Origin of the sequence: Streptomyces sp. cg36 (genome assembly GCF_041080675.1) — a bacterium.
In the GTDB taxonomy this organism is placed as follows: Bacteria; Actinomycetota; Actinomycetes; order Streptomycetales; family Streptomycetaceae; genus Streptomyces.
The window spans coordinates 4,642,886-4,668,607 of record NZ_CP163520.1; the positions used below are offsets into that span (position 1 = coordinate 4,642,886).

The window sequence follows — 25,722 nt, forward strand, 5'->3', positions numbered from 1 at the left end:
ACTTATGTCGGCCCGGCACTTGTGGCACAGAACACAAGCGAAACGGTTTCGTTTCGATCGGGCGCGGCGCTATCTTCTTATGTGTACGAAACCGTTTCGTTCGGATGGGAGGTCGACCGTGGCGACAAGGCTCACGCCGGAACGCGAGGCAGAGCTCTACGAAGCCGTGCTCGACCTGCTGCGCGAGGTCGGCTACGACGCCCTGACCATGGACGCCGTCGCCGCCCGCACCCGCTCCAGCAAGGCCACCCTCTACCGTCAGTGGGGGAGCAAGCCGGAGCTGGTCGCACGGGCGCTGCGGCACAACAAGCCGGTGAGTCTGCACGACATCGACACCGGCTCGCTGCGCCGCGACTTCCACGAGCTGGTCGGTCTTGAGGACGACTGCAAGCTGGAACAGGACTCCGCCCTGATGCGGGGCCTGATGCACGCCGTCCACGACAACGAGGACCTCCACCAGGCGCTGCGGGAAGTGCTGATCGAGCCGGAGATCACCGGCCTCGATCGGCTGCTGCGGCGGGCGGTGGAACGCGGCGAGGTCCGCGCGGACTGTCCCGCGCTCCCCTATGTCGTACACATGCTGGTCGGCGCCTTCGTCGCCCGGCAGCTCGTCGAGGACCGGACGGTCGACAAGTCCTTCCTCGGCACCTACATCGACGCCGTGGTTCTCCCCGCCCTCGGCGATCCCGTCTAGCTCCCCACCACCTGCCCCACCTGACGTGCGCCGCTCTCGTCGTCGGGCTGGTCATCCACGCCCTGTTCCCCGGTCCCGGCCTCGGCCGAGCGGGGGGACCTCCATCGACCCGACCGGGAGTACGCCCTCGTGGCCACGTTCCTCTACCGACTCGGCAGGTTCGCCTTCCGGCGCCGCCGCTATGTCGCCCTGGTGTGGGTGGCGCTGCTGTTCCTCGCCGGATTCGGCGCCGCGTCCGCCTCCACTCCTTCCGCCAGCTCCTTCTCGATGCCCGGCACCGAGGCCCAGAAGGCCTTCGACCTGCTGGAGCAGCGCTTCCCGGGAGGCAGCGCCGACGGCGCCACCGCCCGTATCGTCTTCAAGGCCCCGGCCGGCAAGACCATGAACGACGCGGCCAGCAAGGCCGAGGTCGACAAGGTCGTCACCGAGCTGCCCAAGGGCTCGAAGCAGGTCTCCTCGGTGACCGACCCGTACCAGGCGAACGCCGTCTCCAAGGACGGCTCGACCGCGTACATATCCGTGAAGTACAAGGTCAACGGCATGGCCCTGGAGGACAGCGACCGCAAGTCGCTGGAGGACTCCGGCAAGGCCGCGCAGAAGGCCGGGCTCACCGTCGAGATCGGCGGTGACGCGCTCCAGGCCAAGCCCGAGACGGGCTCCGGCGAGATCATCGGTGTGGTGATCGCCGGCCTCGTGCTGATGATCACCTTCGGCTCGCTGATCGCCGCCGGTCTGCCGCTGATCACCGCCATCATCGGCGTGGGCATCGGCGTCTCCACCATCACCGCGCTCGCCAACGTCCTGGACCTCGGCAACACCACCTCGACGCTGGCCTCGATGATCGGCCTCGCGGTCGGCATCGACTACGCGCTCTTCATCGTCTCGCGCTACCGGGCCGAGCTCCGCGAGGGCCGCGAGCGCGAGGAGGCCATCGGCCGGGCGGTGGGAACCGCCGGTTCCGCGGTCGTCTTCGCCGGTCTGACCGTCGTCATCGCGCTGTGCGGCCTCGCGGTCGTCAACATCCCGATGCTCACCAAGATGGGCGTGGCCGCGGCCGGCACGGTCGTGATCGCCGTACTGATCGCGCTCACCCTCATCCCGGCGGTGCTCGGCTTCGCGGGCAAGCGCGTCTTCGGCCGCCGCACCCGCCGGAAGATGGAGGCCGGCACGGTCGAGGCCCCCGCCGAGGCCAAGCCGAACATGGGCACCCGCTGGTCCAGCTTCGTGCTGCGCCGCCCGATCTGGGTGCTGCTCGCCGGTGTGATCGGGCTCGGCGTCATCGCCGTCCCGGCCGCCTCCCTGGAGATGGGTCTGCCCGACGACGGCTCGCAGCCGACCTCGACGACCCAGCGCCGCGCCTACGACACCCTCTCCGACGGCTTCGGCCCGGGCTTCAACGGCCCGCTGATGATCGTCGTGGACGGGGCCAAGGCGTCCGGCGGTGCCAAGGCCGCGGCCGACCGCACCGCGGACACCATCAAGAAGCTGCCCGACGTCGCCGAGGTGGCGGCGCCCGCCCTCAACAAGGAGGGCGACACCGCGACCATCACGGTCGTCCCGAAGTCCAAGCCGTCCTCCACGGACACCGAGGACCTGGTCCACTCGATCCGGGACGCGGGCAAGGACATCAAGTCCGAGACCAAGGCCGAGGTCCTGGTCACCGGCGCGACCGCGATGAACATCGACTTCTCGCAGCGCATGAACGACGCCCTGCTGCCCTACCTCGCCCTCGTGGTGGGCCTGGCGTTCCTGCTGCTGATGGTGGTCTTCCGCTCGATCCTGGTCCCGCTCAAGGCGGCGCTCGGCTTCCTGCTCTCGGTGGTCGCCGCCCTCGGCGCGGTCGTCGCGGTCTTCCAGTGGGGCTGGCTGGGCGGGCTCTTCGGGGTGGAGAACCCCGGCCCGATCATGTCGATGATGCCGATCTTCATGGTCGGCGTGGTCTTCGGTCTGGCCATGGACTACGAGGTCTTCCTCGTCACCCGGATGCGCGAGGCGTTCGTCCACGGCGAGCGGCCCGGCCAGGCGATCGTGACCGGTTTCCGGCACGGCGCCCGGGTGGTCACCGCCGCCGCGGTGATCATGATCGCGGTCTTCTCCGGCTTCATCGGGGCCAGCGACCAGATGATCAAGATGATCGGCTTCGCCCTGGCGATCGCGGTCTTCTTCGACGCCTTCGTGGTCCGCATGGCCATCGTCCCGGCGGTGCTCGCGCTGCTCGGCGCGAAGGCGTGGTGGCTGCCGGGCTGGCTGAACCGGATCCTGCCCAACGTCGACGTCGAGGGTGAGGGCCTCAAGGCCCACACCGACAAGGCGTCGGACGGCGACGACGACCGCGAGCTCGCGCGCGTCTGACCCGTCACCCCGTCGAGCCGGCCCCTACGCATCACGCGTAGGGGCCGGCTCCTTTCGTACGTACGTCTCGCTACGCCGGAGCCCGCCCCGGCCGGTGGACGCGGACGGCGCGGCATGCGTACGCCGCAGAAAGCGGATCAGGGGCGAGCTGTCGAACTGGACCACCGCGACGCCGTCGGACGAGTGGAACTCCAGCACGGTCTGGGCCCGGCCGCACGGCCAGACCACCACGTCGCCCCGGCGCGAGGGCCCGCGCAGCCCCGCCTCCAGGAGGGCGCGCGGGAAGGCCCACTCATTGCCGCCGGGGAAGGCGAAACGCACGGTCAGCGGGTCCTCGGCGGGGTCGTAGCGCAGGGCGACCGGAACGGGTCGGTGGTGCGGGGCGTCCGAGACGATCCTCGCGCGGGCGTGCTCCTCGACGGCGGGGGACATCGGTCGCTCCTCACACTCGCTCTGCACAGCTATTCACGCTCTTTGTCATTAAATGTCGCATATTTTGAGGCGCACGCCGGGCCTGAGAACCGTTGGTATTTTTCGCTGATGCGCTCTTGCGACCTCTTCGCAGGTGCACGACTATCATCGAGCGGTTCTTTCGAACGCTTCCAGCCAACCAGGCCAGCGGAGACCACCCATGCATGTCCCGGACGGATTCATCAACGCCCCCGTCTCCGCGGTAGCCGGAGTCGGCGCGGCGGCGGCCATCGCCGTCAGCCTGCGCGGGGCCCGACGTGAACTCGACGAGAAGACGGCCCCGCTCGCGGGCCTGGTCGCGGCGTTCATCTTCGCCGTGCAGATGCTGAACTTCCCGGTCGCGGCCGGCACCAGCGGCCATCTCCTGGGCGGGGCGCTCGCGGCGATCCTCGTCGGCCCGTACACCGGCGTCCTGTGCGTCTCGGTCGTCCTGCTGATGCAGGGCATCCTCTTCGCCGACGGCGGCCTCACCGCCCTCGGCGTCAACATCTCCGACATGGCGATCACCACCACGGTCGTCGCGTACGCCGTCTTCCGCGGGCTGGTGAAGGTGCTGCCCCGCACCCGCCGCTCCATCACCGTCGCCTCCTTCGTCGCCGCCCTGCTCTCGGTGCCCGCCGCCGCCCTGATGTTCACCGCCATCTACGCGCTGGGCGGCACCACCGACGTCCCGATCGGCAAGGTGCTCACCGCGATGGTCGGTGTGCACGTGCTGATCGGCATCGGCGAGGCCGTGATCACCGCGCTGACCGTGGGCGCGGTCATCGCCGTCCGGCCCGACCTGGTGCACGGCGCGCGCGGCGTCACGGCTCCGCTCAAGCTCCGCGTGGGCGGCGAACTGGTCGACGCCCCCGCTCCCGAGCGCCTGCCCGCCGCGGCCGGTTCCACTCACCGGGTGCGGGCCGTGTTCGTGGTGGCCGCGCTGCTGCTCGCCGGGTTCGTCTCCTTCTACGCCTCGGCCTCGCCCGACGGCCTGGAGAAGGTCGCCCACGACAAGGGCATCGACACCCAGGAGAAGAAGCACACCACCGAGGACTCCCCGCTCGCGGGCTACTCGGTCAAGGACATCGGCAACGACCGGGTGGCCACCGGCCTCGCGGGCATGATCGGCGTCGGCGTCACCATCGGCGTCGGCAGCGGGGTCTTCTGGGCGGTGCGCCGCCGCCGGGGCGGGGCCGCCGAGGCCACCCCCACCGCCGTGCCGCAGAGCGAGAAGGTCTGACATGGGCGCCGGCCACGCCCACAAGATGTACCGGCAGGCGGCCTCGCCGGTCCACGCGCTGCCCCCGCACTGCAAGATCGCGGCGGTCTTCCTCTTCGTGATCGTGGTCGTCTCGACCCCGCGCGAGGCGGTCTGGGCCTTCGGGCTCTACGTCGTGCTGCTGGCCCTGGTGGCGCGGGCGGCCCGGATCCCGGCGGGCTTCCTGCTCAAGCGGCTGCTGATCGAGGTCCCGTTCGTGGCGTTCGCGGTCCTGATGCCGTTCGTGGTGCCGGGCGACCAGGTGCACGTCCTGGGCCTGGCGCTGAGCAAGAACGGTCTGTGGGGCGCCTGGAACGTCCTGGCCAAGGGCACGCTCGGGGTCGCCGCCTCGGTGATCCTGGCCTCCACCACCGATCTGCGGGCCCTGCTCCTCGGCCTCCAGCGGCTGCGGCTGCCGTCCCTGCTCGTCCAGATCGCCTCGTTCATGATCCGCTACGGCGATGTGATCACGGACGAGATGCGCCGGATGTCCATCGCCCGCCGCTCGCGCGGCTTCGAGGCGAAGGGCCCCAAGGCGTGGGGCGTGCTCGCCAAGTCGGCGGGCGCCCTCTTCATCCGCTCGTACGAACGCGGCGAGCGGGTGCACCTGGCCATGGTCAGCCGTGGCTACGCGGGATCGATCCCGGTCATCGACGATGTCACGGCGACCGGTGCCCAATGGCGGTACGCGGCGGTGCTCCCCGCGTCGGCCCTCGTCGTCTGTCTCCTGGGGTGGACCCTGTGAATACGTCCGCAAGCTCTTCCGCGCCCGCCTCCCTGGAGGTGAGCGGCCTCGCCTTCGCCTACCCCGACGGCCACCAGGCCCTGTTCGGCGTCGACCTCACGGTGGCGCGCGGCGAACGCGTCGCGCTGCTCGGCCCCAACGGCGCCGGCAAGACCACCCTCGTCCTGCACCTCAACGGCATCCTGACCGGCGGCGCCGGCTCGGTGAAGGTGGCCGGGCTGCCGGTCGCCAAGCAGAACCTGGCGGAGATCCGGCGCCGGGTCGGGATCGTCTTCCAGGACCCCGACGACCAGCTCTTCATGCCCACGGTCCGGGAGGACGTGGCCTTCGGGCCCGCCGCCGCCGGGATGCGCGGGGCGGAGCTGGAGGAGCGGGTGCGCGGCGCGCTGGAGCGGGTGGGGATGGCGGAGTTCGCGGACCGGCCGCCGCACCACCTCTCCTTCGGCCAGCGCCGCCGGGTCGCGGTGGCGACCGTGCTGGCGATGGAGCCGGAGATCCTGGTCCTGGACGAGCCGTCGTCCAACCTGGACCCGGCCTCGCGCCGCGAACTCGCCGACATCCTGCGCTCCCTGGACGTCACCGTCCTGATGGTCACCCACGACCTGCCGTACGCGCTGGAGCTGTGCGGCCGGTCGGTGATCCTCAGCGGCGGCACCATCACGGCCGACGGCAAGACGGCGGACGTCCTCTCCGACGAGGAGCTGATGCGCACCCACCGGCTGGAGCTGCCGTTCGGCTTCGACCCGCGGGCCGCCGCCGCGAAGCTCTAGCCGTACTACGCCGGAGCGTCCACGGCCGTCCGCACCGCCCGCACCAGTGCCTGGGCTCGCGGGTCGGCCGTGACGCCCTTCTGGTGGCCGTTGGTGACGTAGCCGAAGGCGACGCCGGACTCCGGGTCGGCGAAGCCGAGCGAGCCGCCGCGGCCCGGGTGCCCGAAGGAGCCGGGGCCCAGCAGCGGGGAGGCCGGGCCGTGCAGCATGAAGCCGAGCCCGAAGCGGGTGTTCACGACGAGTACGCGGTCGGGTCCCGCGGACTCCTCCGTACGGGCCAGGGCGACCGTGGCCGGGGCGAACAGCCGCTTGCCGTCCACGTCCCCGAGGGTGGCGGCGTAGAACCGGGCGAGGCCGCGCGCCGTCGATATCCCCGCCGAGGCGGGCAGTTCGGCCGCCCGGTAGCCGGGGTCGTTCTCGTCCGGGAGCGGGTCGATGGCGCCGAAGGCGCGGCGGGTGAGGGAGTCCGGGTCGGCGTAGGCGGCGGCCACGGCGGGCTTGGGGCGCAGGGTGATGCCACCCGCCGCGCGGGGCGCCTCCACGGGGCCCACCCGGCCCACCCGGCCGGCCTCCTCCGCGGGCAGCCCGATCCACAGGTCGGCGCCGAGCGGGCGGGCGATCTCCTCGGCGACCCAGCGGCCGATGGTCCGGCCGGTGACCCGGCGCACCAGCTCGGCCAGCAGCCAGCTGTACGTCTGGGCGTGGTAGCCGTGCCCGGTCCCCGGCTCCCAGAACGGCGACTGCGCGGCGACCGCCGCCGGGCCGGACTCGCCGTCGGCCGCCTCGGCCGGGGTGAGGGGGCGGTCCAGGGCGGGGACGGCGGCGCGGTGCGAGAGGAGGTGGCGGACCAGGGTGCGGTCCTTGCCGGCCGCCTTGAACTCGGGCCAGTAGGCGGCGACCGGCGCGTCCAGGTCGAGCTGGCCGCGCTGGTGCAGGAGGAGGGGGACGGCGGCGGCCACGCCCTTGGTGGCCGAGCGGACGATCTGGGCGGTGTCCACGGCCCAGGGGGCGGTGCCGTCCACGTCCTTGGTGCCGCCCCACAGGTCGACCACCTTGCGGCCGTCGCGGTAGACGGCCACGGCGGCGCCGGGGTCGCCCCGGTGGGTGAAGTTGCGGACGAACGCGTCCTTGACCGCTTCGTACCCCGGGTCCACCGAGCCCTGCACGTCCACGCCCGCTCCTACGTCTTGGCTACGTGTGCGAACCATTGAACGTGGTGACCCCCGGGGATCTTCCCCCCCCCCGCCCCTTCCCGTAAGCCCTGGCCGGGCGGCTGGTTTCTTCGTCTGCGGCCCGGTGGGGGCTGATCGCGCAGTTCCCCGCGCCCCTGGGGGTGCGGCGCAGCCAGGGGTTCTTCCCCCACCCCGCCCCTTCCCGTAAGCCCTGGCCGGGCGGCTGGTTTCTTCGTCTGCGGCCCGGTGGGGGCCGTTCGCGCAGTTCCCCGCGCCCCTGGGGGTGTGCGGCGCAGCCGCAAGTCTTTGGGGGCGCGGGGAACTGCGCGACCAGCCCCCACGAACCTGCGGTCGAACGCGCAGCGGCTTTTAGGGGCGCGGGGAACTGCGCGACCAGCCCCCACCGGCGCGCGGTCGAACGCGCAGCGGCACTCAGGGGCGTGCCCCGTCGGCCCGCGGTCGAACGTGGAGCGCGGGCTCGGGGTCCGGGGCGAGGGCCCCGGTCAGCCGGCGCGGAGCATCAGCCCGATCCCCACCACCAGCACACCCGCCGCAGCGATCCGCGGCGCCCCGAACCGCTCCTTGAAGAACAGCGCCCCGATCGCCGCCCCCACGATGATGCTCGACTCGCGCAGCGCCGCCACCGGCGCCAGCGCCGCCCGGGTCTGGGCCCACAGGACCAGGCCGTAGGCGGTCATGGACAGGGCCGCCCCCAGCAGCCCGCGCGCCGCGTACGGGCGCAGCTGCGCCAAGAGCGCGCCCCGCCGCCGGTACAGCGCGTACGCCGGGATCAGCAGCCCCTCCAGGATCATCAGCCACGCGATGTAGCCGAGCGGCGTGCCGGAGGCGCGTACGCCCACCCCGTCCACGACGGTGTACGCGGCGATCGAGAGCCCCGTCGCCAGCGCGGCGAGGAGCGCGGGCCAGTGCCCCCGCGCCCCCGATCCCCGGATGCCCCACAGCGCGACCCCGACCAGGCCCGCCGAGGCGACCGCCACGCCCGCCGCCTGCCAGGCGTTCAGGCTCTCGCCGACGAACACCACGGCCAGCACGGTCACCACCAGCGGCGCCGTGCCCCGCGCGATCGGATACATCTGGCCGAAGTCGCCGAGGCTGAACGACCGCATCAGCAGCGCCTGGTACGCGGTGTGGAGCGCCGCCGAGGCGAACAGATACGGCCAGGCGCCCGAGGCGGGCAGCGGCGCGAACACCGCGAGCACCGCCCCGATCGCCGTGGCCCCGCCGCCTATCAGGGTGAACGCGACCAGCTGGTCCTTGATCGTGTGCGCCATCGCGTTCCAGGACGCGTGGGTGACGGCGGCGAGCAGGACGGCCAGCGCGACTGCCAGGCTCACGCGGTGCGCTCGCGCACGTCGACCAGCGCCCCGCCCGCGTGCCCGATCAGCGTCTCGGGGTCGAGCGGGAAGACGGTGTGCGGGGTGCCGGCCGCCGCCCAGACCACGGGGTGGCCGAGGAGCGCGCGGTCGGCGAGGACGCGGGTGCGGTGGGTGTGGCCGAAGGGCGGGACGCCGCCGATCGCGTAACCGGTCGTCTCGCGCACGAGGTCGGCCCCGGCCCGCCGCACCTTCTCCGCGCCCAGTTCACGCCGTACGAGCTCCACGTCCACCCGCGACGAGCCGTCCATCAGGACGATCACCGGGACCCCGTCCGCCTCGAAGACCAGCGACTTGACGATCTCGCTGATGTCGCAGCCGATGGCGGTCGCCGCCTCGGCGGCGGTTCTGGTCGCGTCCGGGAAGCGGCGGACCTCCACGTCGAGCCCGAGGGCGCGCAGCGCCTCGGCGAATCGGGGATGGGCGGGTGATTCCTGTGCGCTCATGTCCCCGCACGCTATCGGCAGCTGTATGCCACACGCGAGGGCGTTTCCCCGTGCCCCGTGTCACCCGCCCGTGTCACCCCGCCCGGCTCGCCTCGCACGCCTCACCCGGTGTGCCCCACCCCGTCCACGACGGTGTACGCCTCACCCCGCCCGCAGGACCTGCGCCACGATCGGGCCGGCCGCGTCGCCGCCGTGGCCGCCGGACTGGACCAGGGCCGCGGCGGCCAGGCCGTTGCCGTAGCCGGTGAACCAGCTGTTGGACTTGCCCTGCTGGTCCACCTCGGCCGAGCCGGTCTTGGCGCCCTTGGGGCCGGGGACCCCGGCCATCGCCTTCACGGCCGTACCGCTGCCGGTGGTCGCCGCGTGCATCAGCCGCTGGAGCTGGGAGGCGAGCGGGCCGGGCAGCGGCTTGGCGGTGGCCAGTTCCCGGTCGTCCAGGGACTTCGGCACGATCACCGGCTGCCGGAAGCCGCGGCCGATGACGGTGGCCGAGACCGACGCCATGTCGAGCGGGCTCATCTGGACCTTGCCCTGGCCGATGTAGGAGGCGGCGGTCTCCACGCCGGAGGACTCCGGAACGCTGCCGTCGAAGGACTTCACCCCGCCGAGCTTCCAGTTGTCCTGGCCGAGCCCGAAGTAGTCGCGGGCGGTCTGGCCGAGCGCCGTCCCGGCGATGTGCTTGGCGCTGAGCGGCTTGACCGGCTTGATGAAGGCGGTGTTGCAGGACCGGGCGAACGCGTCGGTCAGGGTGCCGCCGCCGATCGAGAAGTCGTTCAGGTTGTGGAAGGTGTAGCCCTCCCACGGCACGGTCGCGGGACACTCCACCCGCTGGTCCGCGCCGCCCACGCCGTTCTGGATGATCATCGCGGCGGTGATGATCTTCATGGTGGAGCCGGGGGCGACGGACGCCTGGAGCGAGGCGGGGAAGCCGTCGTTCCGGTTGTCCGCGACCGCGCGTATCCCGCCCGAGTCCGGGTCGACGGCCACCACCGACGACTCCCCGAACCGCTTCACCGCCAGCTCGGCCGCCGCCTGCACGTCCGCGTCCAGGGTGGTCGTCAGCCTGCCGGGGCGGCCCTTGGCCAGGGTCAGCAGCGTCCGGTTCGGCGCGCCCTCCGCGGTCCCCTCGATCCAGGTCTCCACCCCCGGCGTGCCGTTGACCTTGGCGCCGTACCGCTGGCGCAGCGCGTCCAGGACCGGGCCGAGCGAGGGGTACTTCTCCTTCGTCAGCACCCGCCCCTCGTGGTCGACCGCCTCGATCTCGGGGTTCTTCGCGGCCCCGGTCATCAGCTTCTCGCCGGTCCTCAGCTTCGGGTGGACCACCGCGGGCTGCCAGTCCACCAGCGCCTTGCCGGTGCTCACGCCCCGCACGACGGTCAGCCGCGAGCCGTAGTCGAGCGGCGCGGTCTTCCCCTCGTACGAGACCCGCGCCTTCACCGTGTACGGAACGGTCGCCCCCACGGCCGTCCCCGGTGTGATCGTCACCTGGTCCACGTGCGCCTCGTCGTGGAAGCCGGCGAGCGCGGTCCGGGCCGCGGCGTCGTTGTTGGTCAGCGCCGAGGCCGCCGCCGCGTCCCCCTTGGACCAGGCGTCGAAGAACGCCCGCGCGGTCGTGGTGATCTCGTCGGCGCTGGGCGGTCCGGTCCGGGCCGGCGCCGCCCTGGTGTGCGCGCCGGAGGACGAGTCGTCCCCGGCCAGCATCTGGTAGCCCCCGTACACCACACCGGTGCCGACCGCCACGAACACTCCGCCGACGATGGCGGCCTTCGCTCCACTGCGCATCTCGCAGCCCCTCCCCAGGAGTCCCTTGAACACGTTCAAGAGATGCTTGGGGGCAACCCTACGTGACAGCAGTGACAGCGGCCCCGTCCGTTACCGGACCGGGACACCCGTCACCGCCTCACACCCAGGTATCCAGCCACATCCGGTTCCGCCAGGAATCCAGCGGGATCGCCGTGCCCGTGTACAGCGGCCAGAAGTAGATGAAGTTCCAGACGATCAGCAGGACCAGCACGCCCGCGCCGATCGCGCCCACCGCCCGGCGCCGCTCGTCCGAGCCCGGTGGCCCCAGGATCGCGCCGATCATCATCGCCACCGCCAGACAGAGGAACGGCACGAAGACGACCGCGTAGAAGAAGAAGATCGTCCGCTCCTGGTACAGGAACCAGGGGGCCCAGCCCGCCGCGATGCCGCAGGCGATCGCGCCCGCCCGCCAGTCCCGCCGGAACGCCCAGCGCCACAGGACGTAGAGGATCGCGACGCAGGCCGCCCACCACAGCAGCGGTGTGCCCAGCGCCAGCACCTCGCGGGCGCACTTGTCGGTGGTGTCCGAGGGGCAGCCGTCGACGCCGGGGGAGGGGCTCTCGTAGAAGTACGAGACCGGGCGCCCCAGGACGATCCAGCTCCACGGGTTGGACTGGTAGGTGTGCTTGTCCGTCAGGTTGACGTGGAAGCTGTAGACCTCGGCCTCGTAGTGCCAGAAGCTGCGCAGCGACTCCGGCATCCAGCTCATGTCGAACTGCGGCAGGCCGATCTTGCCGAGCAGCGGCAGCTTCACATGGTCGGGGGAGAGGCCGTCGCGGCCGTGCGCCCAGTCCCGGAAGTAGCCCTTGTCCGTGGAGAACCAGCCCGCCCAGGACGCCATGTAGGTGGCGAGCGCGACCGGGACCGTGGCGACGAAGGCGGGCAGCACGTCCCGCTTCAGCGCCGCCCGGTAGGGCCGCACCGCGCCCGCCGTGCGCCGGGCGCCCGCGTCCCACAGCACCGTCATCACGCAGAAGAAGACCAGGACGTACAGCCCGTTCCACTTCGTGCCGCAGGCCAGGCCCAGCATCACCCCGGCCGCGATCCGCCACGGGCGCCACCCCAGGCGCAGGGTCTCGGCCAGGTGCGCGTCCGGGCGCAGGTCGCCGTCCTCGCCCTCGGGCAGCGCCGCCGCCAGCCGGGCGCGCGCCCGGTCCCGGTCGATGAGCAGGCAGCCGAAGGCCGCGAGCACGAAGAACATGACCACGAGGTCGAGCAGGGCCATCCGGCTCATCACGAAGTGCAGCCCGTCCACCGCGAGCAGCAGGCCCGCCAGACAGCCCAGGAACGTCGAGCGGAACAGCCGCCGCCCGATCCGGCAGAGCATCAGCACCGAGAGCGTGCCGAGCACCGCCATCATGAAGCGCCAGCCGAACGGGGTGAAGTCGAACCACTTCTCGCCGAGCCCGATCAGGTACTTGCCGACCGGCGGATGCACCACATAGCCCGGGTCGGTGGGGATCGGCACCGACGAGGGGTCCTTGATGATCAGCTTGTCGACGTCCTTGGGCCAGGCGCCCTCGTAGCCGTGGTTGATCAGCGCCCAGGCGTCCTTGGCGTAGTACGTCTCGTCGAATATCACCGCGTCCGGGCTGCCCAGGTTCCAGAACCGCAGCAGCCCCGCGACCAGCGTGACCAGCAGCGGCCCGCCCCACGGCGCCCAGCGCACCAGGCGCTCGGCCAGCGCCGGGGAGACCTTCAGGACCGCCCAGAGCTGACCGGACGGCCGGGTGTACGGCGGCACCAGCCGGTCGCGCAGGCCGATTCTCGGCGGGGCCGCGTAGCCGAAGCGGCGCAGCCGGTCCTGCCAGCCGTGCGGCGGATCTCCGGCGTCATGGCCCTCAAGGGTCTGTGGCGCAGTACTGGTCACCGCGCCATCGTAGGGAAAGCGCCTGTGCGAGTCCCGCGGCCGGGCCAGAACCCCGCCGGGGCGACCGGGGCGGCCACGGGCTGGGAGGATGGCACGGTGACCGGAACACTCGTACTCGCAGGGACCCCCATCGGCGACATCGCGGACGCGCCGCCGCGCCTCGCCGCCGAACTGGAGCGGGCCGACGTCGTCGCCGCCGAGGACACCCGGCGGCTGCGCGGCCTGACCCGGGCGCTCGGCATCCACACCTCCGGGCGGGTCGTCTCCTACTTCGAGGGCAATGAGTCCGCCCGCACCCCGGAGCTGGTCGAGGCGCTCGAAGGCGGTGCGCGGGTGCTGCTGGTGACCGACGCCGGGATGCCGTCGGTCTCCGACCCCGGCTACCGGCTGGTGGCCGCGGCCGTCGAGAAGGACATCAAGGTCACGGCGGTGCCGGGGCCCTCGGCGGTGCTCACCGCGCTCGCCCTGTCCGGGCTGCCCGTGGACCGGTTCTGCTTCGAGGGCTTCCTGCCGCGCAAGGCGGGCGAGCGCCTCGGGCGGCTGCGCGAGGTCGCCGACGAGCGCCGCACCCTCGTCTACTTCGAGGCCCCGCACCGCCTCGACGACACCCTCGCCGCGATGGCCGAGGTCTTCGGGCCCGACCGCCGGGCCGCCGTCTGCCGCGAGCTGACCAAGACGTACGAGGAGGTCAAGCGCGGCGGCCTCAAGGACCTGGCCGAGTGGGCCGCCGACGGGGTGCGCGGCGAGATCACCGTGGTGGTGGAGGGCGCCGCCGAGAGCGGCCCCGCCGAGCTGGACGCCGAGGAGCTGGTCCGCCGGGTCCAGGTGCGCGAGGAGGCGGGCGAGCGGCGCAAGGAGGCGATCGCGGCCGTGGCCGCCGAGGCGGGTCTGCCCAAGCGCGAGGTCTTCGACGCCGTCGTGGCGGCAAAGAACGCGGCACGGACGGCACCGGGTGACGGCAAAGGACTATCGTAAAAAGTAAAGCGCGGGCCGCGCACCGGGGCTTTTGCCTAGGAAAGGCCAAATCGCCACCAACACTCGACAGCCCCTGATGCGTTTTGGCGGGGAAAGGCGTCCCATGGATCGGGGGACGCTTTCGCCCCTGCTCGCAAGGAGCGCTCGCAAGAGCTTGTCCAGCGGACAAGAGGAGCCGGCACATGAGTGAGATGGCTGAGACCACGGCACACGAGGCATACGCCTTCGCGTGCATGAGGTGTGGGTATGGCTGGGAGCAGGCGTACGAGATAGAGCACCACGTGGACGGCACGGGGCAGTCGTTCGTGGTCTACAAGGCCGACGGGGAGCGGGTCCCCTCGCCGCTGTCCCAGCCCACCTGCATGAACTGCGGCGGACACGTCGTGCGCACGCTGCGCGCGGGCCGGGTCTCCAGCGTGCAGCAGTTGCTCGCGCACCACTCGACCCACCAGGCGCCCGCCGGGCCCGTGGGTTCGGGCGGCGACCCCGAGCCGGACACCCCGCGCGCGGGCGGGCCCGAACCGGCCGCCGACGCCACCCACCACTGGCACCTCTCCGACCTCCTGCACCCCTTCCAGCACCACCACAAGAAGTGACCCGCCGGGGCCTTTCATAGGATCGGCCCCATGAGTGCCGCCAAGGATGCCCCGCCCCCGCTGCCCGAGCCGCTCGCGGTGGCGGTGGCCGACTCGCACACCCACCTGGACATGCAGTCCACCACGGTGGAGGAGGCCCTGACCAAGGCCGCCGCCGTCGGTGTGACGACGGTGGTCCAGGTGGGGTGCGACCTGAAGGGCTCCCAGTGGGCCGCGGACACGGCCGAGGCGCACGAGAACGTCCACGCCGCCGTCGCCCTGCACCCCAACGAGGCGCCCAGGATCGTCCTGGGCGACCCCGACGGCTGGTCGCGCCAGGGGGCGCGGCGGCCCGGCGGCGACGCCGCCCTCGACGAGGCGCTCGCCGAGATCGACCGGCTCGCCGCGCTGCCCCACGTGAAGGCCGTCGGCGAGACCGGCCTGGACCACTTCCGCACCGGCCCCGACGGCATGGCCGCCCAGGAGCGGTCCTTCCGGGCGCACATCGAGATCGCCAAACGGCACGGCAAGGCGCTCGTCATCCACGATCGCGAGGCGCACGCGGATGTGCTGCGCATTCTGCGCGAAGAAGGCGCGCCCGAGCGCACCGTCTTCCACTGCTATTCCGGGGACGCGGAAATGGCGGAACTCTGCGCGGAATCCGGTTACTTCATGTCCTTCGCCGGAAACATGACGTTCAAGAACGCCCAGCCGCTGCGTGACGCGCTCGCCGTGGCGCCGCTCGAACTGGTTCTGGTGGAGACGGACGCACCGTTCCTCACACCGGCTCCGTACCGCGGACGGCCCAATGCGCCGTATCTCATTCCGATTACGGTGCGGGCCATGGCGGCGGTGAAGTCCGTTCACGAGGACGTGCTGGCCGCGGCCGTGGCGGAGAACACTGCGCGCGCATTCGATTACTGACGGATAACGGCCGCGGTGCCCCGACCGGGCGAGTGCAGGGTAGCGCGGCGACGCTCCGTAGTCGAATCGCTTTGGAGGGTGACGAACGCTCCGCTAATGTCCCGCCCTCAGCGTCCCGGACCTCCACGGGACGAGGCCGGACTCTGGAGCGCCGTGAGCAATACGCAGGGCAGTCACCGTGCCGCACGCGGCGGCCGTCGCGCGGCGAGGACGGACGCGCCGCCCGCCGCCGCGCCGCCCGCGTACGAGCCGCCCCCGTACGGGACGGACGGGGCGCCGCCCCACGAGCTGCCCCGGCCGCGCGGGGCCGAAGCCGGGGGCGAGGGGGGCGAGGGGGCGGACGACGGCGGCCGGGCGCGGGCGCGCCGGGCCGCGCGCCGCCGCCGGGGCGCCGGGGGGCCGCTCTTCGCCACCGGCCCCGACGCCCTGCGCAGGCTGATCCCGCAGGCCCTGGTGGTCGCGTTCCTGGCGGGCGGCACCACCGCGTTCCTCGCCAACGACAAGGCCGTGCGGCTCACCGTCGACGGCGTCCCGCGCACCCTGCACACCTTCGCCGACGACGTCGACGAACTCCTCGACGACCAGCACGTGGAGGTCGGCGACCACGACATCGTGGCGCCCGGCCGCCACGAGTCGCTGGCCGGCGGCGACGAGGTCGTGGTCCGCTACGGCCGCCCCGTCGCGCTCACCCTCGACGGCCGCCGCCGCCAGGTGTGGACCACCGCCCAGACCGTGGACGGGGCCCTGCGCCAGCTCGGGGTGCGGGCCGAGGGCGCCTATCTGTCGGCCTCCCGCTCCTCGGAGATCGGCCGCGCCGGGCTCAGCCTGGACGTGCGCACCGAGCGCCAGGTCACCTTCCTCGCCGACGGCCGCGAGCGGACCATCCGCACCAACGCGGCCACCGTCGCCGAGGCGGTCCAGGAGGCCGGGATCTCCCTCCAGGGCCAGGACACCACCTCGGTGGCGCCCTCCTCGTTCCCGCGCGACGGCCAGACGATCACCGTCATGCGGATCACCGGCACCCGCGAGGTCCGCGAGGAGCCCATCGCGTTCCGGGTGAAGAAGACCGAGGACGACTCGCTGTTCGCCGGGACCGAGGTGGTCGACCGGCCCGGTCAGCAGGGCTCCCGCCGGGTCACCTACGCGCTGCGGACCGTCAACGGGGTGCGCCAGAAGCCGCGCAAGGTGGCCGAGGAGGTGGTGCGCGAGCCCGTCACCCAGACCGTGCGGACCGGCACCCGGCCGCTGCCCACCTCGGTCGCCGGGGCCGACCACCTGGACTGGGGCGGGCTGGCCCACTGCGAGTCCGGCGGGCGCCCCGGCGCGGTCGACCCCAGCGGCAACTACGGCGGGCTCTACCAGTTCGACGGCCAGACCTGGCACGCGCTCGGCGGCAGCGGACTGCCGCAGCACGCCAGCGCCTCCGAGCAGACGTTCCGGGCGAAGAAGCTCTATGTGCAGCGGGGGTCGAGCCCGTGGCCGCACTGCGGCCGTAGGCTGTATCGGTGAGCACCACTGAGCCCGATGCCCTCCTCGGCCCCGCCGACATCCGTGAACTGGCCGCAGCGCTGGGCGTACGCCCCACCAAGCAGCGCGGCCAGAACTTCGTCATCGACGCCAATACGGTCCGCCGGATCGTACGGACCGCGCAGGTGCGGCCCGACGACGTGGTGGTGGAGGTCGGGCCCGGCCTCGGCTCGCTGACCCTGGCGCTGCTGGAGGCGGCGGACCGGGTGACGGCCGTCGAGATCGACGACGTGCTCGCGGGCGCGCTGCCCGCGACGATCGCGGCCCGGCTGCCGGCGAAGAAGGACGGCTTCGCGCTGGTCCACTCCGACGCCATGCTGGTCCAGGAGCTGCCCGGCCCGGCCCCGACCGCCCTGGTCGCCAACCTGCCGTACAACGTGGCGGTCCCGGTCCTCCTGCACATGCTGGACCGCTTCCCGACGATCGAGCGCACCCTGGTCATGGTCCAGGCCGAGGTCGCGGACCGGCTCGCGGCGAAGCCCGGCAACAAGGTGTACGGAGTGCCGTCGGTCAAGGCCAACTGGTACGCGGAGGTCAAGCGCGCCGGATCCATCGGCCGCAACGTCTTCTGGCCCGCGCCCAACGTCGACTCCGGCCTGGTCGCGCTGGTCCGGCGCGGCGAGCCGGTGAAGACCACCGCCACCAAGGCCGAGGTCTTCGCCGTGGTCGACGCCGCCTTCGCGCAGCGCCGCAAGACCCTGCGGGCCGCGCTCGCGGGCTGGGCCGGTTCGGCCGCCGCCGCCGAGGAGGCGCTGGTCGCCGCCGGGATCTCGCCGCAGGCGCGCGGCGAGGCGCTGACGGTGGAGGAGTTCGCGCGGATCGCGGAGGCCCGGAAGTGACGGTGACGGTCCGGGTCCCCGCCAAGGTCAACGTCCAGCTCGCGGTGGGCCCGGCCCGCCCCGACGGCTTCCACGACCTCGCCAACGTCTTCCTCGCGGTCGGCCTCTACGACGAGGTCACCGCGGCCCCCGCCGACGGGCTGCGGATCACCTGCTCCGGCCCGGACGCCGACAAGGTCCCCCTGGACCGCACGAACCTGGCGGCGCGCGCGGCCGAGCTGCTCGCCGCGCGGTACGGACGCTCCCCCGACGTCCACCTCCACATCGCCAAGGACATCCCGGTCGCGGGCGGCATGGCGGGCGGCAGCGCGGACGGGGCGGCGGCGCTGGTGGCGTGCGACGCGCTGTGGGGCACGGGCGCCTCGTGCGAGGAGCTGCTCGACATCTGCGCGGAGCTCGGCAGCGACGTGCCGTTCAGCCTGGTCGGCGGGGCCGCGCTGGGCACCGGCCGGGGCGAGAAGCTCTCCGTGCTGGAGGTGGCGGGCTCCTTCCACTGGGTCTTCGCGGCGGCGGACGGCGGGCTGTCCACGCCCGCGGTGTACCGCGAGTTCGACCGGCTCACCCCGGACGCGGTGGCGCCGGAGGCGGACGGGGCGCTGCTCGCGGCGCTGCGGGCGGGCGACGCGGAGGCCCTGGCGTCCGCGCTCGCCAACGACCTCCAGCCGGCCGCCGTGTCGCTCCGCCCGTCCCTGACGGACACGCTGGCGGCGGGGACGGCGGCGGGCGCGCTGGCCGCGCTGGTCTCGGGCTCGGGCCCGACCACGGCGTTCCTGGCGCGGGACGCGGCGTCGGCGACGGGGATCGCGGACGCGCTGACGGCCTCCGGCACCTGCCGCTCGGCCCGCGTGGCCGGGTCCCCGGCCCCCGGGGCGACGATCGTGTCCGCCTGAACCGCGGTTCCCCCGGGGGGACGGGTCCGGCCGCCCAGTTCCCCGCGTCCCGGGGGGACGGGCACCACGTAACCTTGGGGGCGATCCAGCCCCCCTGTTCAGGAGTGAAATGGCCGTCAACCTGGTCAATGTCGAGGCAGTCAGCAAGGTGTACGGCACCCGTGCCCTGCTCGACGGAGTCTCCCTCGGCGTCTCCGAAGGGGACCGGATCGGCGTGGTCGGCCGCAACGGCGACGGCAAGACCACCCTCATCCGGATGCTGGCCCAGCTGGAGGAGGCCGACACCGGCCGTGTCACCCACGTGGGCGGCCTCCGCCTCGGCGTCCTCACCCAGCACGACTCGCTCGACCCGAAGGCCACGATCCGCCACGAGGTGATCGGCGACCTCGCCGACCACGAGTGGGCGGGCAACGCCAAGATCCGGGACGTGCTCACCGGCCTCTTCGGCGGCCTGGACCTGCCCGGCTTCGAGAGCGGCCTGGACACGGTCATCGCCCCCCTGTCGGGCGGTGAGCGCCGCCGCATCGCGCTCGCCAAGATCCTGATCTCCGACCCGGACCTGATCGTCCTGGACGAGCCCACCAACCACCTCGACGTGGAGGGCATCGCCTGGCTGGCCGCCCACCTCCAGGCCCGCCGCTCGGCGCTGGTCTGCGTCACCCACGACCGCTGGTTCCTGGACCAGGTCTGCACCCGGATGTGGGACGTCCAGCGCGGTGCGGTGTACGAGTACGAGGGCGGCTACTCGGACTACGTCTTCGCGCGCGCCGAGCGGGAGCGGATCGCCGCGACCGAGGAGGCCAAGCGGCAGAACCTGATGCGCAAGGAGCTGGCCTGGCTGCGGCGCGGCGCCCCCGCCCGCACCTCCAAGCCCCGCTACCGCATCGAGGCCGCCAACGAGCTGATCGCCGACGTGCCGCCGCCGCGCGACACCTCCGAGCTGATGAAGTTCGCCAACGCGCGCCTGGGCAAGAGCGTGTTCGACCTGGAGGACGTGACCGTCCAGGCCGGGCCCAAGGTGCTGCTCAAGCATCTGACCTGGCAGCTCGGGCCGGGCGACCGGATCGGCCTGGTCGGCGTCAACGGCGCGGGCAAGACCTCGCTCCTGCGGGCGCTGGCGGAGGCGGCCCGCACCGAGGGCGAGGCGCAGCCCGCCGGCGGGCAGATCAAGGTCGGCAAGACCGTCCGGCTGGCCTACCTCTCGCAGGACGTCACCGAACTCCCGGGCACGCTGCGGGTCCTGGAGGCCGTGCAGCAGATCCGCGACCGGGTCGACCTCGGCAAGGGCCGGGAGATGACGGCCGGGCAGCTGTGCGAGCAGTTCGGGTTCGGCAAGGAGAAGCAGTGGACGCCGGTGGGGGACCTCTCCGGCGGTGAGCGGCGCCGGCTCCAGCTGCTGCGGCTGCTGATGGACGAGCCGAACGTGCTGTTCCTCGACGAGCCCACCAACGACCTCGACATCGAGACGCTGACCCAGCTGGAGGACCTGCTCGACGGCTGGCCCGGCTCGATGGTCGTCATCTCGCACGACCGGTTCTTCATCGAGCGCACCACCGACCACGTGTGGGCGCTGCTCGGCGACGCGGCGCTGCGGATGCTGCCGCGCGGCATCGACGAGTACCTGGAGCGGCGCAGGCGGATGGTGGAGTCGGCCGCCCCGGCCCCGGCGCCGGTCGCGGCCCGTCCGGCGAGCGCGGTGTCGGCCGCCGACACCCGCGCCGCCAAGAAGGAGCTCCAGAAGATCGAGCGGCAGCTCAACAAGATCTCCGACCGGGAGACGAGCCTGCACGCGCAGATCGCCGACAACGCCACGGACTTCGAGAAGGTGGCCAAGCTCGACGCGGAGCTGCGCGAGCTGATCGGCGAGCGCGACGAGCTGGAGATGCGCTGGCTGGAACTGGCCGAAGAGGCATAGCCGCGAGCGGCTGCGCGGGCCCGCCGCGCGGGGCGGCGCGGGGCCGTCGTGAAGACTCGTAAAGAGCACGTGCAAACTCCATAACAGGCACATCACAGGCCGGTCCGCCCTTGGGAACAGGGGCGGACCGGCCCCCTGTTCGAGCGGTTGTGGGTGATAGAAAGAAGCCCCGCTCGACTGACGCACACTGTGCGGGACCATGTCCGATTTCGCTCCGGAAACGCGGGGGAGTCCGTTCGGGCAGCGGTTCCGCGCGATATAGGGGGATACCGCCGTGACCCAGCCGCCCAGCCAGCAGCCGCCGCAGGGGGGCTTCGGGGCACCCGTGGACCCGCCTGCGGGCACGCCCCGGCCGCCCGCGCAGCCGCCGCAGATGCCGCCGCCGCCCGCGGGCCCGCCGCCCGCGATGCCCCCGGCCCCGCCGCAGGGCGCGCCCGCCGGAGCCCCGGGTTACGGCTATCCCCAGGCCCCGCAGCCGGGTTACGGCTATCCGCAGGCGCCGGGCCAGGCCGGTCCGTACGCCCAGCAGCCGGGCCCCTACGGCCAGCAGCCCGGCCCGTACGGCGGTTACCCGACGCAGCCCCAGTACCCGGGCGCGCCGATGCCGGACCAGCCGGGCGGCGGGCGCAACCCGTTCAAGGGCAGGCCCGCCGTGATCGTGGCGGCGGCCGTGGCCGGTCTGCTGGTCGTGGGCGGCGGCGTGTACTTCGCCACCAAGGGCGGCGACGACGACAAGAAGCCCGAGGCGAGCAAGAGCCAGGCCGCGCGGCCCTCCGGCTCGCCCACCACCGACCTCGGCGACGGCAAGGGCGACGGCCGCTCCGGCTCCGACGACCTCAACGCGGGCCGCAAGGACGGCGAGTCCAAGGTCTGGCTCCAGGAGAACGCCACCCAGCTGACCCAGAACGGCGCCGAGCAGTCCGGCCCGTGGGTGGTCGGCGACACCGTCGTCAAGGCGATGTACCGGGAGGTCGTCGGCTATTCGGTGGCCGACGGCAAGGAGAAGTGGACCGTGCCGCTGAGCACGCCCCTGTGCGGCGCCCCGCACCAGACCACCGCCGACGGCAAGATCGTGCTCGGGGTGCAGGAGAACACCACCAAGAACGCCAAGTGCAACCAGCTCCAGCAGGTCGACCTCGCGGCCGGCAAGGCGGGCTGGAAGGTGCCGGTCCCGTCGGAGAACGCGTTCGACATCATGACCAGCTTCGACATGGCGATCAGCGGCAACACGGTCGCGGTGGCCCGGATGGGCGGGGTCAGCGGCTTCTCGGTCACCGACGGCAAGAAGATCTTCGGCGGCGAGCGCAACGGCAACTGCCGTGCGGACGCGTTCGCGGGCGGCCCCAAGCTGCTCGCGGCGGGCAGCTGCACGGTGGGCGGCGACACCCTGGGGATCGACCAGATCCAGGAGCTCGACCCGGCGACCGGCAAGGCGAAGTGGACCAAGCAGTTCCCCAAGGGCTGGAAGGTCGCCCGGGTCTTCTCGGTGGACCCGCTGGTGGTCTATCTGACCAACAAGGACAAGAAGCAGTTCAACATCTCGGCGTACAAGGCGGACGGCTCGCTCCGCTCGGAGCTGGTCAGCAAGGACAGCTTCCAGCCCGAGTGCGGCTGGGCGATCATGGAGCGCGACCTCCAGGGCTGCCTCGGCACCACCGCCGACGCCAGCACGGTCTACCTGCCGACCGAGGCCAAGCGCAGCTCCGGCGACGGCTTCGGGCGCACCAACGAGATCGTGGCGTTCGACCTGGATTCCGGCAAGGAGAAGTGGCGTACGAGCGCGGGCTCGGACCGCACGATGCTGCCGCTGAGCGCGGAGGGCGGCAAGGTCTTCGCGTACATCGCGCCGACCACCGAGCAGGGCGGTGCGGTGGCGGAGATCGCGGCCACCGGCGGCAAGCCGAAGGTCGTGCTGCAGAACCCGGCGTCCACCGCCTCCATCGAGAACGGCTTCTTCTCCAAGCACGTGGCCTACCGCGACGGCCGGCTGTTCATCCTCAACGGCCGGGTGTCCAGCCCCAAGGGCGACACCAAGGACAAGGCCCTGATGGGGTTCGGCAACTGATGACCGCGTCCGCTCCCGCCCACTTCCCTTCCGCAGAGGTACGTACGCCATGAGCCAGCCTCCCCAGCCGCCGCAGCAGCCGCCGAGCGGCTTCGGCGCCCCGCAGGAGCCCCCGGCGGGCGGCTTCGGCGCGCCCACCCCGCCCCCGCCCGAGGGCTTCGGCGCCCCGACGCCGCCTCCGGCCGACGGCTTCGGGGCGCCCACCCCGCCGCCCGCCGACGGGTTCGGCGCCCCGACCCCGCCCCCGGCGGGCGGGTTCGGCGGGCCCACTCCGCCGCCCCCGGCGATGCCGCCCACGCCCCCGGCGCAGGCGCCCGCGTACGGCTATCCGCAGGCGCCCCCGGCCCAGCCCGGCTACGGCTATCCGGCCCAGCCCGCCCAGCCGGGCCAGGGCGGCTACGGCTACCCGGGCCAGCCGGTCACCCAGCCGATGGCGCCGCAGGGCGCCCCGGGCGGGCCCGGCGGCGGCAAGAAGCTCAACACGCAGATGACGATCGTCGTCGCGGCGGTCGTCGCGGTGGCGCTGATCGTCGGCGGCGGCATCTGGTACGCCAAGGGCAAGGACGACGACAAGAAGGACGAGTCCAAGTCCGGCTCCACGCAGGGCGCCGACGGCGGCAAGAAGGGCGGCTCGACCGGGGGCGGCGGCAAGGAGCAGCCGGCCGCGAACACGGCCGCCAAGGTGCTCTTCCAGGTGCCCCAGCCCAAGGTCGCCGACCTGGTCCACGTGGACGGCTCCTGGCTGACCGACAAGGTGTACGCCAAGTCGGGCGTCAACGAGGTCGTCGGCTACGACCCGGTCAAGGGCACCCAGCTGTGGAAGCTGCCGCTGCCCGGCGCGGTCTGCGCGGCCACCACGCACGTCACCTCCGACAACAAGACCGCGATCGTCTACGAGGGCCCCAAGGCGTCCGGCGAGAAGTACGCGCGCTGCACCGAGGTCGCCGTGCTCGACCTGGCCACCGGCAGGACGGCCTGGACGAACTCCGTCAAGGACGGCGACCGCAAGACGGCGTACGAGGAGGTCACCATCGGCGCCGGCACGGTCGCCACCGGCGGCACCTCCGGCGGTTCGGCCTGGGACCTGGCCACCGGCAAGCTGCTGTGGCAGCCGAAGATCACCACCGACCAGTGCAAGGACGCCGGTTACGGCGGCGGCGACGCGCTGGTGGCGGTCCGCAAGTGCGGCGACTACGACAACCCGACGGTCACCGTCCAGCCGCTGAACCCGAAGACGGGCGCGCCGCTCTCCTCGTACAAGATGCCGCCCGGCGTCGACTACGCGCACATCGTCTCGACCAAGCCGCTGGTGGTCGCCGCCGACGTCGGCGACACCGCCGGGGACGGCAGCGGGATCTCGGACTTCTTCTCGATCGACGACAAGACCGGCAAGCTGCTGGCGCGCATCCCGGCGCCCGGCGACAAGTACGCCGCGGACTGCGACTCCACCGCGGTGGAGAAGTGCACCTCGGTCGCGGCGGGCGGCGGCAAGCTGTTCGTCCCCACCGAGCAGCACTCGGGCAGCACCGTCGACAGCGGGCGCACCAACGAGATCATGGCGTTCGACCTGGCCACCGGCCAGCCCGTGAACGGCAAGGCCGACGCGGGCGACGGCTCCTCGCTGGCGCCGCTGCGGATGGACGGCAACAACGTCATCGCGTTCAAGAAGCCCCCGTACGACAAGGGCAGCCAGATCGTCAGCATCGACGGCGGCAGCTTCCAGCAGACGGTGCTGCTGCAGAACCCGGCGGACACCTCGGTGCGGGACGCGCTCTCGCAGTTCGGTCCCGAGTACGGGGAGATCCGGTACGCGAGCGGCAAGCTCTTCATGTCGTCGACCATGATCTCCAAGCCGAGCACGGTCACCGACGAGAAGAAGTACCTGCTGATCGGCCTCGGTACCGGCTGACCGCACGTCAACTCGTCATCCCGGGCGGCCCCGGGCGCGGAGCACCCCTCCGCGCCCGGGGCCGCCCGTCTACCTGCGCCGACGTGCCCGTTCGCCAAGTAGTCCTGAATGGCGGTGATTTCGGCAATCCGGGCGGCTTCTCAACGGTAGGGGGCGCGCAACGTCGAACAAGCGTGTAGCTTGCCGGGTCAGGGAGGGCCGGGCCGGGGGGTTGGCGACCGCGCCCCGGGGGATGGGGGGTTGCTCGAATGGGCGTGCGGCTCATGGTGGTCGACGACCACCGCCTGCTCGCCGAGGCGCTTGCCTCGGCACTGAAGCTCCGCGGGCACCGGGTGCTCGCCGCGGCCGCGCCGGTCGCCGGGGCGGCGGAGCTGGTGGTGTCGCGCGCACCCGAGGTGTGCCTGCTCGGCACCGCCTCGCCCGCCGAGCCCGGGGTCTTCGACCCGGTCGTACGGATCAAACGCGAGCGGCCCCAGGTGGCCGTGGTGGTGCTCGGCCCGGTGCCGAGCCCGCGCGGGATCGCCGCCGCCTTCGCCGCGGGCGCCTCCGGCTATGTGCGCCACGACGAGCGCATCGAGGGCGTGGAGCGCGCCATGGTCAAGGCGCGGGCGGGAGAGGCGGCGGTGGCGCCGCAGCTGCTGCAGGGCGCCTTCGCGGAGCTGCTCAACCCGGCGGCGCAGCCCGACGACGAGGGGCAGCGGCTGCTCCAGATGCTGACCCCGCGCGAGGTCGAGGTGCTGGTACGGGTCGCCGACGGCGAGGACACCCGGCTGATCGCGGCGGGGATGGGCATAGCCCCCTCCACGGCCCGCACCCATGTGCAGCGGGTCCTGATGAAGCTGGGCGTCGGCTCCCGCCTGGAGGCGGCGGCCCTGGCGGCCCGCACGGGCCTCCTGGACCGCGCGACACCCCCGACGGGCTGACCCGCCGCCACTCACCGGGCGCCCGGCGGGAGGCGGGCCCGCCCCTGCCCGGCCGCATGGGTGCCCGCCCCTGCCCGAGGGGCGCGCCCACCCCACCGCGGGCGTGGCCGTGACCGAGACCGCCCGGCCGCGGCCGGGCCCGCTCTCGTCGTGCGCGGAAATGTTTCCCCGGCCGGAGCCCGGGGCCCTGTCCGGCAAGGCGCGCCGGGGCGGGCCCGCCCCG

At 72.8% G+C, this 25,722-nt stretch carries 21 protein-coding genes; 15 read left to right on the forward strand and 6 right to left on the reverse strand.

Translation table 11 applies throughout. The features are described from left to right. The first annotated feature begins 118 nt into the window (after positions 1 to 118). Both AB5J87_RS20700 and AB5J87_RS20705 read left to right on the forward strand, forming a co-directional pair. On the forward strand, positions 119 to 694 hold the full coding sequence (locus tag AB5J87_RS20700; protein WP_369378379.1) for a TetR/AcrR family transcriptional regulator: 576 nt from the start codon (positions 119 to 121) through the stop codon (positions 692 to 694). 129 nt (positions 695 to 823) lie between these two features. After that, positions 824 to 3,046 (forward strand): MMPL family transporter, encoded by a 2,223-nt coding sequence (locus AB5J87_RS20705; RefSeq protein ID WP_369378380.1) that lies wholly within the window; start codon positions 824 to 826, stop codon positions 3,044 to 3,046. Positions 3,047 to 3,070: 24 nt separating this feature from the next. On the opposite strand, the gene AB5J87_RS20710 is transcribed toward AB5J87_RS20705, so the two are convergent. Further along, positions 3,071 to 3,478 carry an SsgA family sporulation/cell division regulator gene (locus AB5J87_RS20710; protein ID WP_369378381.1) on the reverse strand — a complete coding sequence of 136 codons (408 nt, stop codon included), beginning with the start codon at positions 3,476 to 3,478 and terminating at the stop codon, positions 3,071 to 3,073. A 199-nt stretch (positions 3,479 to 3,677) separates the two neighbouring features. Between AB5J87_RS20710 and AB5J87_RS20715 the strand changes: the two genes are divergently transcribed. From AB5J87_RS20715 to AB5J87_RS20725, 3 genes are read left to right on the forward strand one after another with little or no spacing between them, the layout of a single operon-like run. Further along, positions 3,678 to 4,739: an energy-coupling factor ABC transporter permease gene (locus AB5J87_RS20715; protein WP_369378382.1), complete on the forward strand. Its 1,062-nt coding sequence runs from the start codon at positions 3,678 to 3,680 to the stop codon at positions 4,737 to 4,739. Position 4,740: 1 nt separating this feature from the next. Further along, positions 4,741 to 5,502: a cobalt ECF transporter T component CbiQ gene (gene cbiQ / locus AB5J87_RS20720; RefSeq protein ID WP_369378384.1), complete on the forward strand. Its 762-nt coding sequence runs from the start codon at positions 4,741 to 4,743 to the stop codon at positions 5,500 to 5,502. Next, positions 5,499 to 6,272, forward strand: coding sequence for an energy-coupling factor ABC transporter ATP-binding protein (locus tag AB5J87_RS20725; protein WP_369378385.1), 774 nt, complete (start codon positions 5,499 to 5,501; stop codon positions 6,270 to 6,272). The genes cbiQ and AB5J87_RS20725 overlap by 4 nt, the downstream gene beginning before the upstream one ends. Before the next feature lie 5 nt (positions 6,273 to 6,277). Here the strand turns inward: AB5J87_RS20725 and AB5J87_RS20730 are convergent, their stop codons facing one another. The 5 genes from AB5J87_RS20730 to AB5J87_RS20750 all read right to left on the reverse strand — a co-directional run bounded on the left by AB5J87_RS20730 (position 6,278) and on the right by AB5J87_RS20750 (position 12,957). Then, the gene (locus AB5J87_RS20730; RefSeq protein WP_369378386.1) at positions 6,278 to 7,444 is read right to left on the reverse strand and encodes a serine hydrolase domain-containing protein; all 1,167 of its coding nucleotides are present in this window, start codon (positions 7,442 to 7,444) and stop codon (positions 6,278 to 6,280) included. A gap of 503 nt (positions 7,445 to 7,947) precedes the next feature. After that, positions 7,948 to 8,799: an EamA family transporter gene (locus AB5J87_RS20735; RefSeq protein ID WP_369378387.1), complete on the reverse strand. Its 852-nt coding sequence runs from the start codon at positions 8,797 to 8,799 to the stop codon at positions 7,948 to 7,950. Then, the gene (locus AB5J87_RS20740) at positions 8,796 to 9,284 is read right to left on the reverse strand and encodes a YbaK/EbsC family protein (protein ID WP_369378388.1); all 489 of its coding nucleotides are present in this window, start codon (positions 9,282 to 9,284) and stop codon (positions 8,796 to 8,798) included. The genes AB5J87_RS20735 and AB5J87_RS20740 overlap by 4 nt, the downstream gene beginning before the upstream one ends. A 141-nt stretch (positions 9,285 to 9,425) precedes the next feature. Next, the gene (locus AB5J87_RS20745) at positions 9,426 to 11,066 is read right to left on the reverse strand and encodes a penicillin-binding transpeptidase domain-containing protein (RefSeq protein ID WP_369378389.1); all 1,641 of its coding nucleotides are present in this window, start codon (positions 11,064 to 11,066) and stop codon (positions 9,426 to 9,428) included. 118 nt (positions 11,067 to 11,184) lie between these two features. Next, complete coding sequence (locus AB5J87_RS20750; protein ID WP_369378390.1) at positions 11,185 to 12,957, reverse strand: dolichyl-phosphate-mannose--protein mannosyltransferase; 1,773 nt, start codon at positions 12,955 to 12,957, stop codon at positions 11,185 to 11,187. A 96-nt stretch (positions 12,958 to 13,053) separates the two neighbouring features. Here AB5J87_RS20750 and rsmI point away from each other — a divergent pair, with 96 nt between their 5' ends. The 10 genes from rsmI (at position 13,054) to AB5J87_RS20800 (ending at position 25,499) form a co-directional block, all read left to right on the forward strand. Continuing rightward, the gene (gene rsmI, locus AB5J87_RS20755; RefSeq protein WP_369378391.1) at positions 13,054 to 13,932 is read left to right on the forward strand and encodes a 16S rRNA (cytidine(1402)-2'-O)-methyltransferase; all 879 of its coding nucleotides are present in this window, start codon (positions 13,054 to 13,056) and stop codon (positions 13,930 to 13,932) included. A 182-nt stretch (positions 13,933 to 14,114) separates the two neighbouring features. Further along, positions 14,115 to 14,528 carry a hypothetical protein gene (locus AB5J87_RS20760; RefSeq protein ID WP_369378392.1) on the forward strand — a complete coding sequence of 138 codons (414 nt, stop codon included), beginning with the start codon at positions 14,115 to 14,117 and terminating at the stop codon, positions 14,526 to 14,528. Between the two features lie 30 nt (positions 14,529 to 14,558). Then, positions 14,559 to 15,431, forward strand: a complete 873-nt coding sequence (locus AB5J87_RS20765; RefSeq protein ID WP_369378393.1) for a TatD family hydrolase — start codon at positions 14,559 to 14,561, stop codon at positions 15,429 to 15,431. A 153-nt stretch (positions 15,432 to 15,584) separates the two neighbouring features. Further along, the gene (locus AB5J87_RS20770; protein WP_369378394.1) at positions 15,585 to 16,940 is read left to right on the forward strand and encodes a ubiquitin-like domain-containing protein; all 1,356 of its coding nucleotides are present in this window, start codon (positions 15,585 to 15,587) and stop codon (positions 16,938 to 16,940) included. After that, entirely contained in the window at positions 16,937 to 17,797 is an 861-nt protein-coding gene (rsmA, locus tag AB5J87_RS20775) for a 16S rRNA (adenine(1518)-N(6)/adenine(1519)-N(6))-dimethyltransferase RsmA (protein WP_369378395.1), read from the forward strand. Before AB5J87_RS20770 ends, rsmA begins: the two co-directional genes overlap by 4 nt. Further along, positions 17,794 to 18,687 (forward strand): 4-(cytidine 5'-diphospho)-2-C-methyl-D-erythritol kinase, encoded by an 894-nt coding sequence (locus tag AB5J87_RS20780; RefSeq protein WP_369378396.1) that lies wholly within the window; start codon positions 17,794 to 17,796, stop codon positions 18,685 to 18,687. Before rsmA ends, AB5J87_RS20780 begins: the two co-directional genes overlap by 4 nt. A 109-nt stretch (positions 18,688 to 18,796) precedes the next feature. Then, positions 18,797 to 20,602, forward strand: coding sequence for an ABC-F family ATP-binding cassette domain-containing protein (locus tag AB5J87_RS20785; protein ID WP_369378397.1), 1,806 nt, complete (start codon positions 18,797 to 18,799; stop codon positions 20,600 to 20,602). Between the two features lie 274 nt (positions 20,603 to 20,876). Continuing rightward, positions 20,877 to 22,667, forward strand: a complete 1,791-nt coding sequence (locus AB5J87_RS20790; RefSeq protein WP_369378398.1) for a PQQ-binding-like beta-propeller repeat protein — start codon at positions 20,877 to 20,879, stop codon at positions 22,665 to 22,667. A gap of 49 nt (positions 22,668 to 22,716) precedes the next feature. After that, the gene (locus AB5J87_RS20795) at positions 22,717 to 24,576 is read left to right on the forward strand and encodes a PQQ-binding-like beta-propeller repeat protein (protein WP_369378399.1); all 1,860 of its coding nucleotides are present in this window, start codon (positions 22,717 to 22,719) and stop codon (positions 24,574 to 24,576) included. A gap of 248 nt (positions 24,577 to 24,824) precedes the next feature. Beyond that, positions 24,825 to 25,499, forward strand: a complete 675-nt coding sequence (locus tag AB5J87_RS20800; RefSeq protein ID WP_369378400.1) for a LuxR C-terminal-related transcriptional regulator — start codon at positions 24,825 to 24,827, stop codon at positions 25,497 to 25,499. The last annotated feature ends 223 nt before the right edge of the window (positions 25,500 to 25,722 follow it).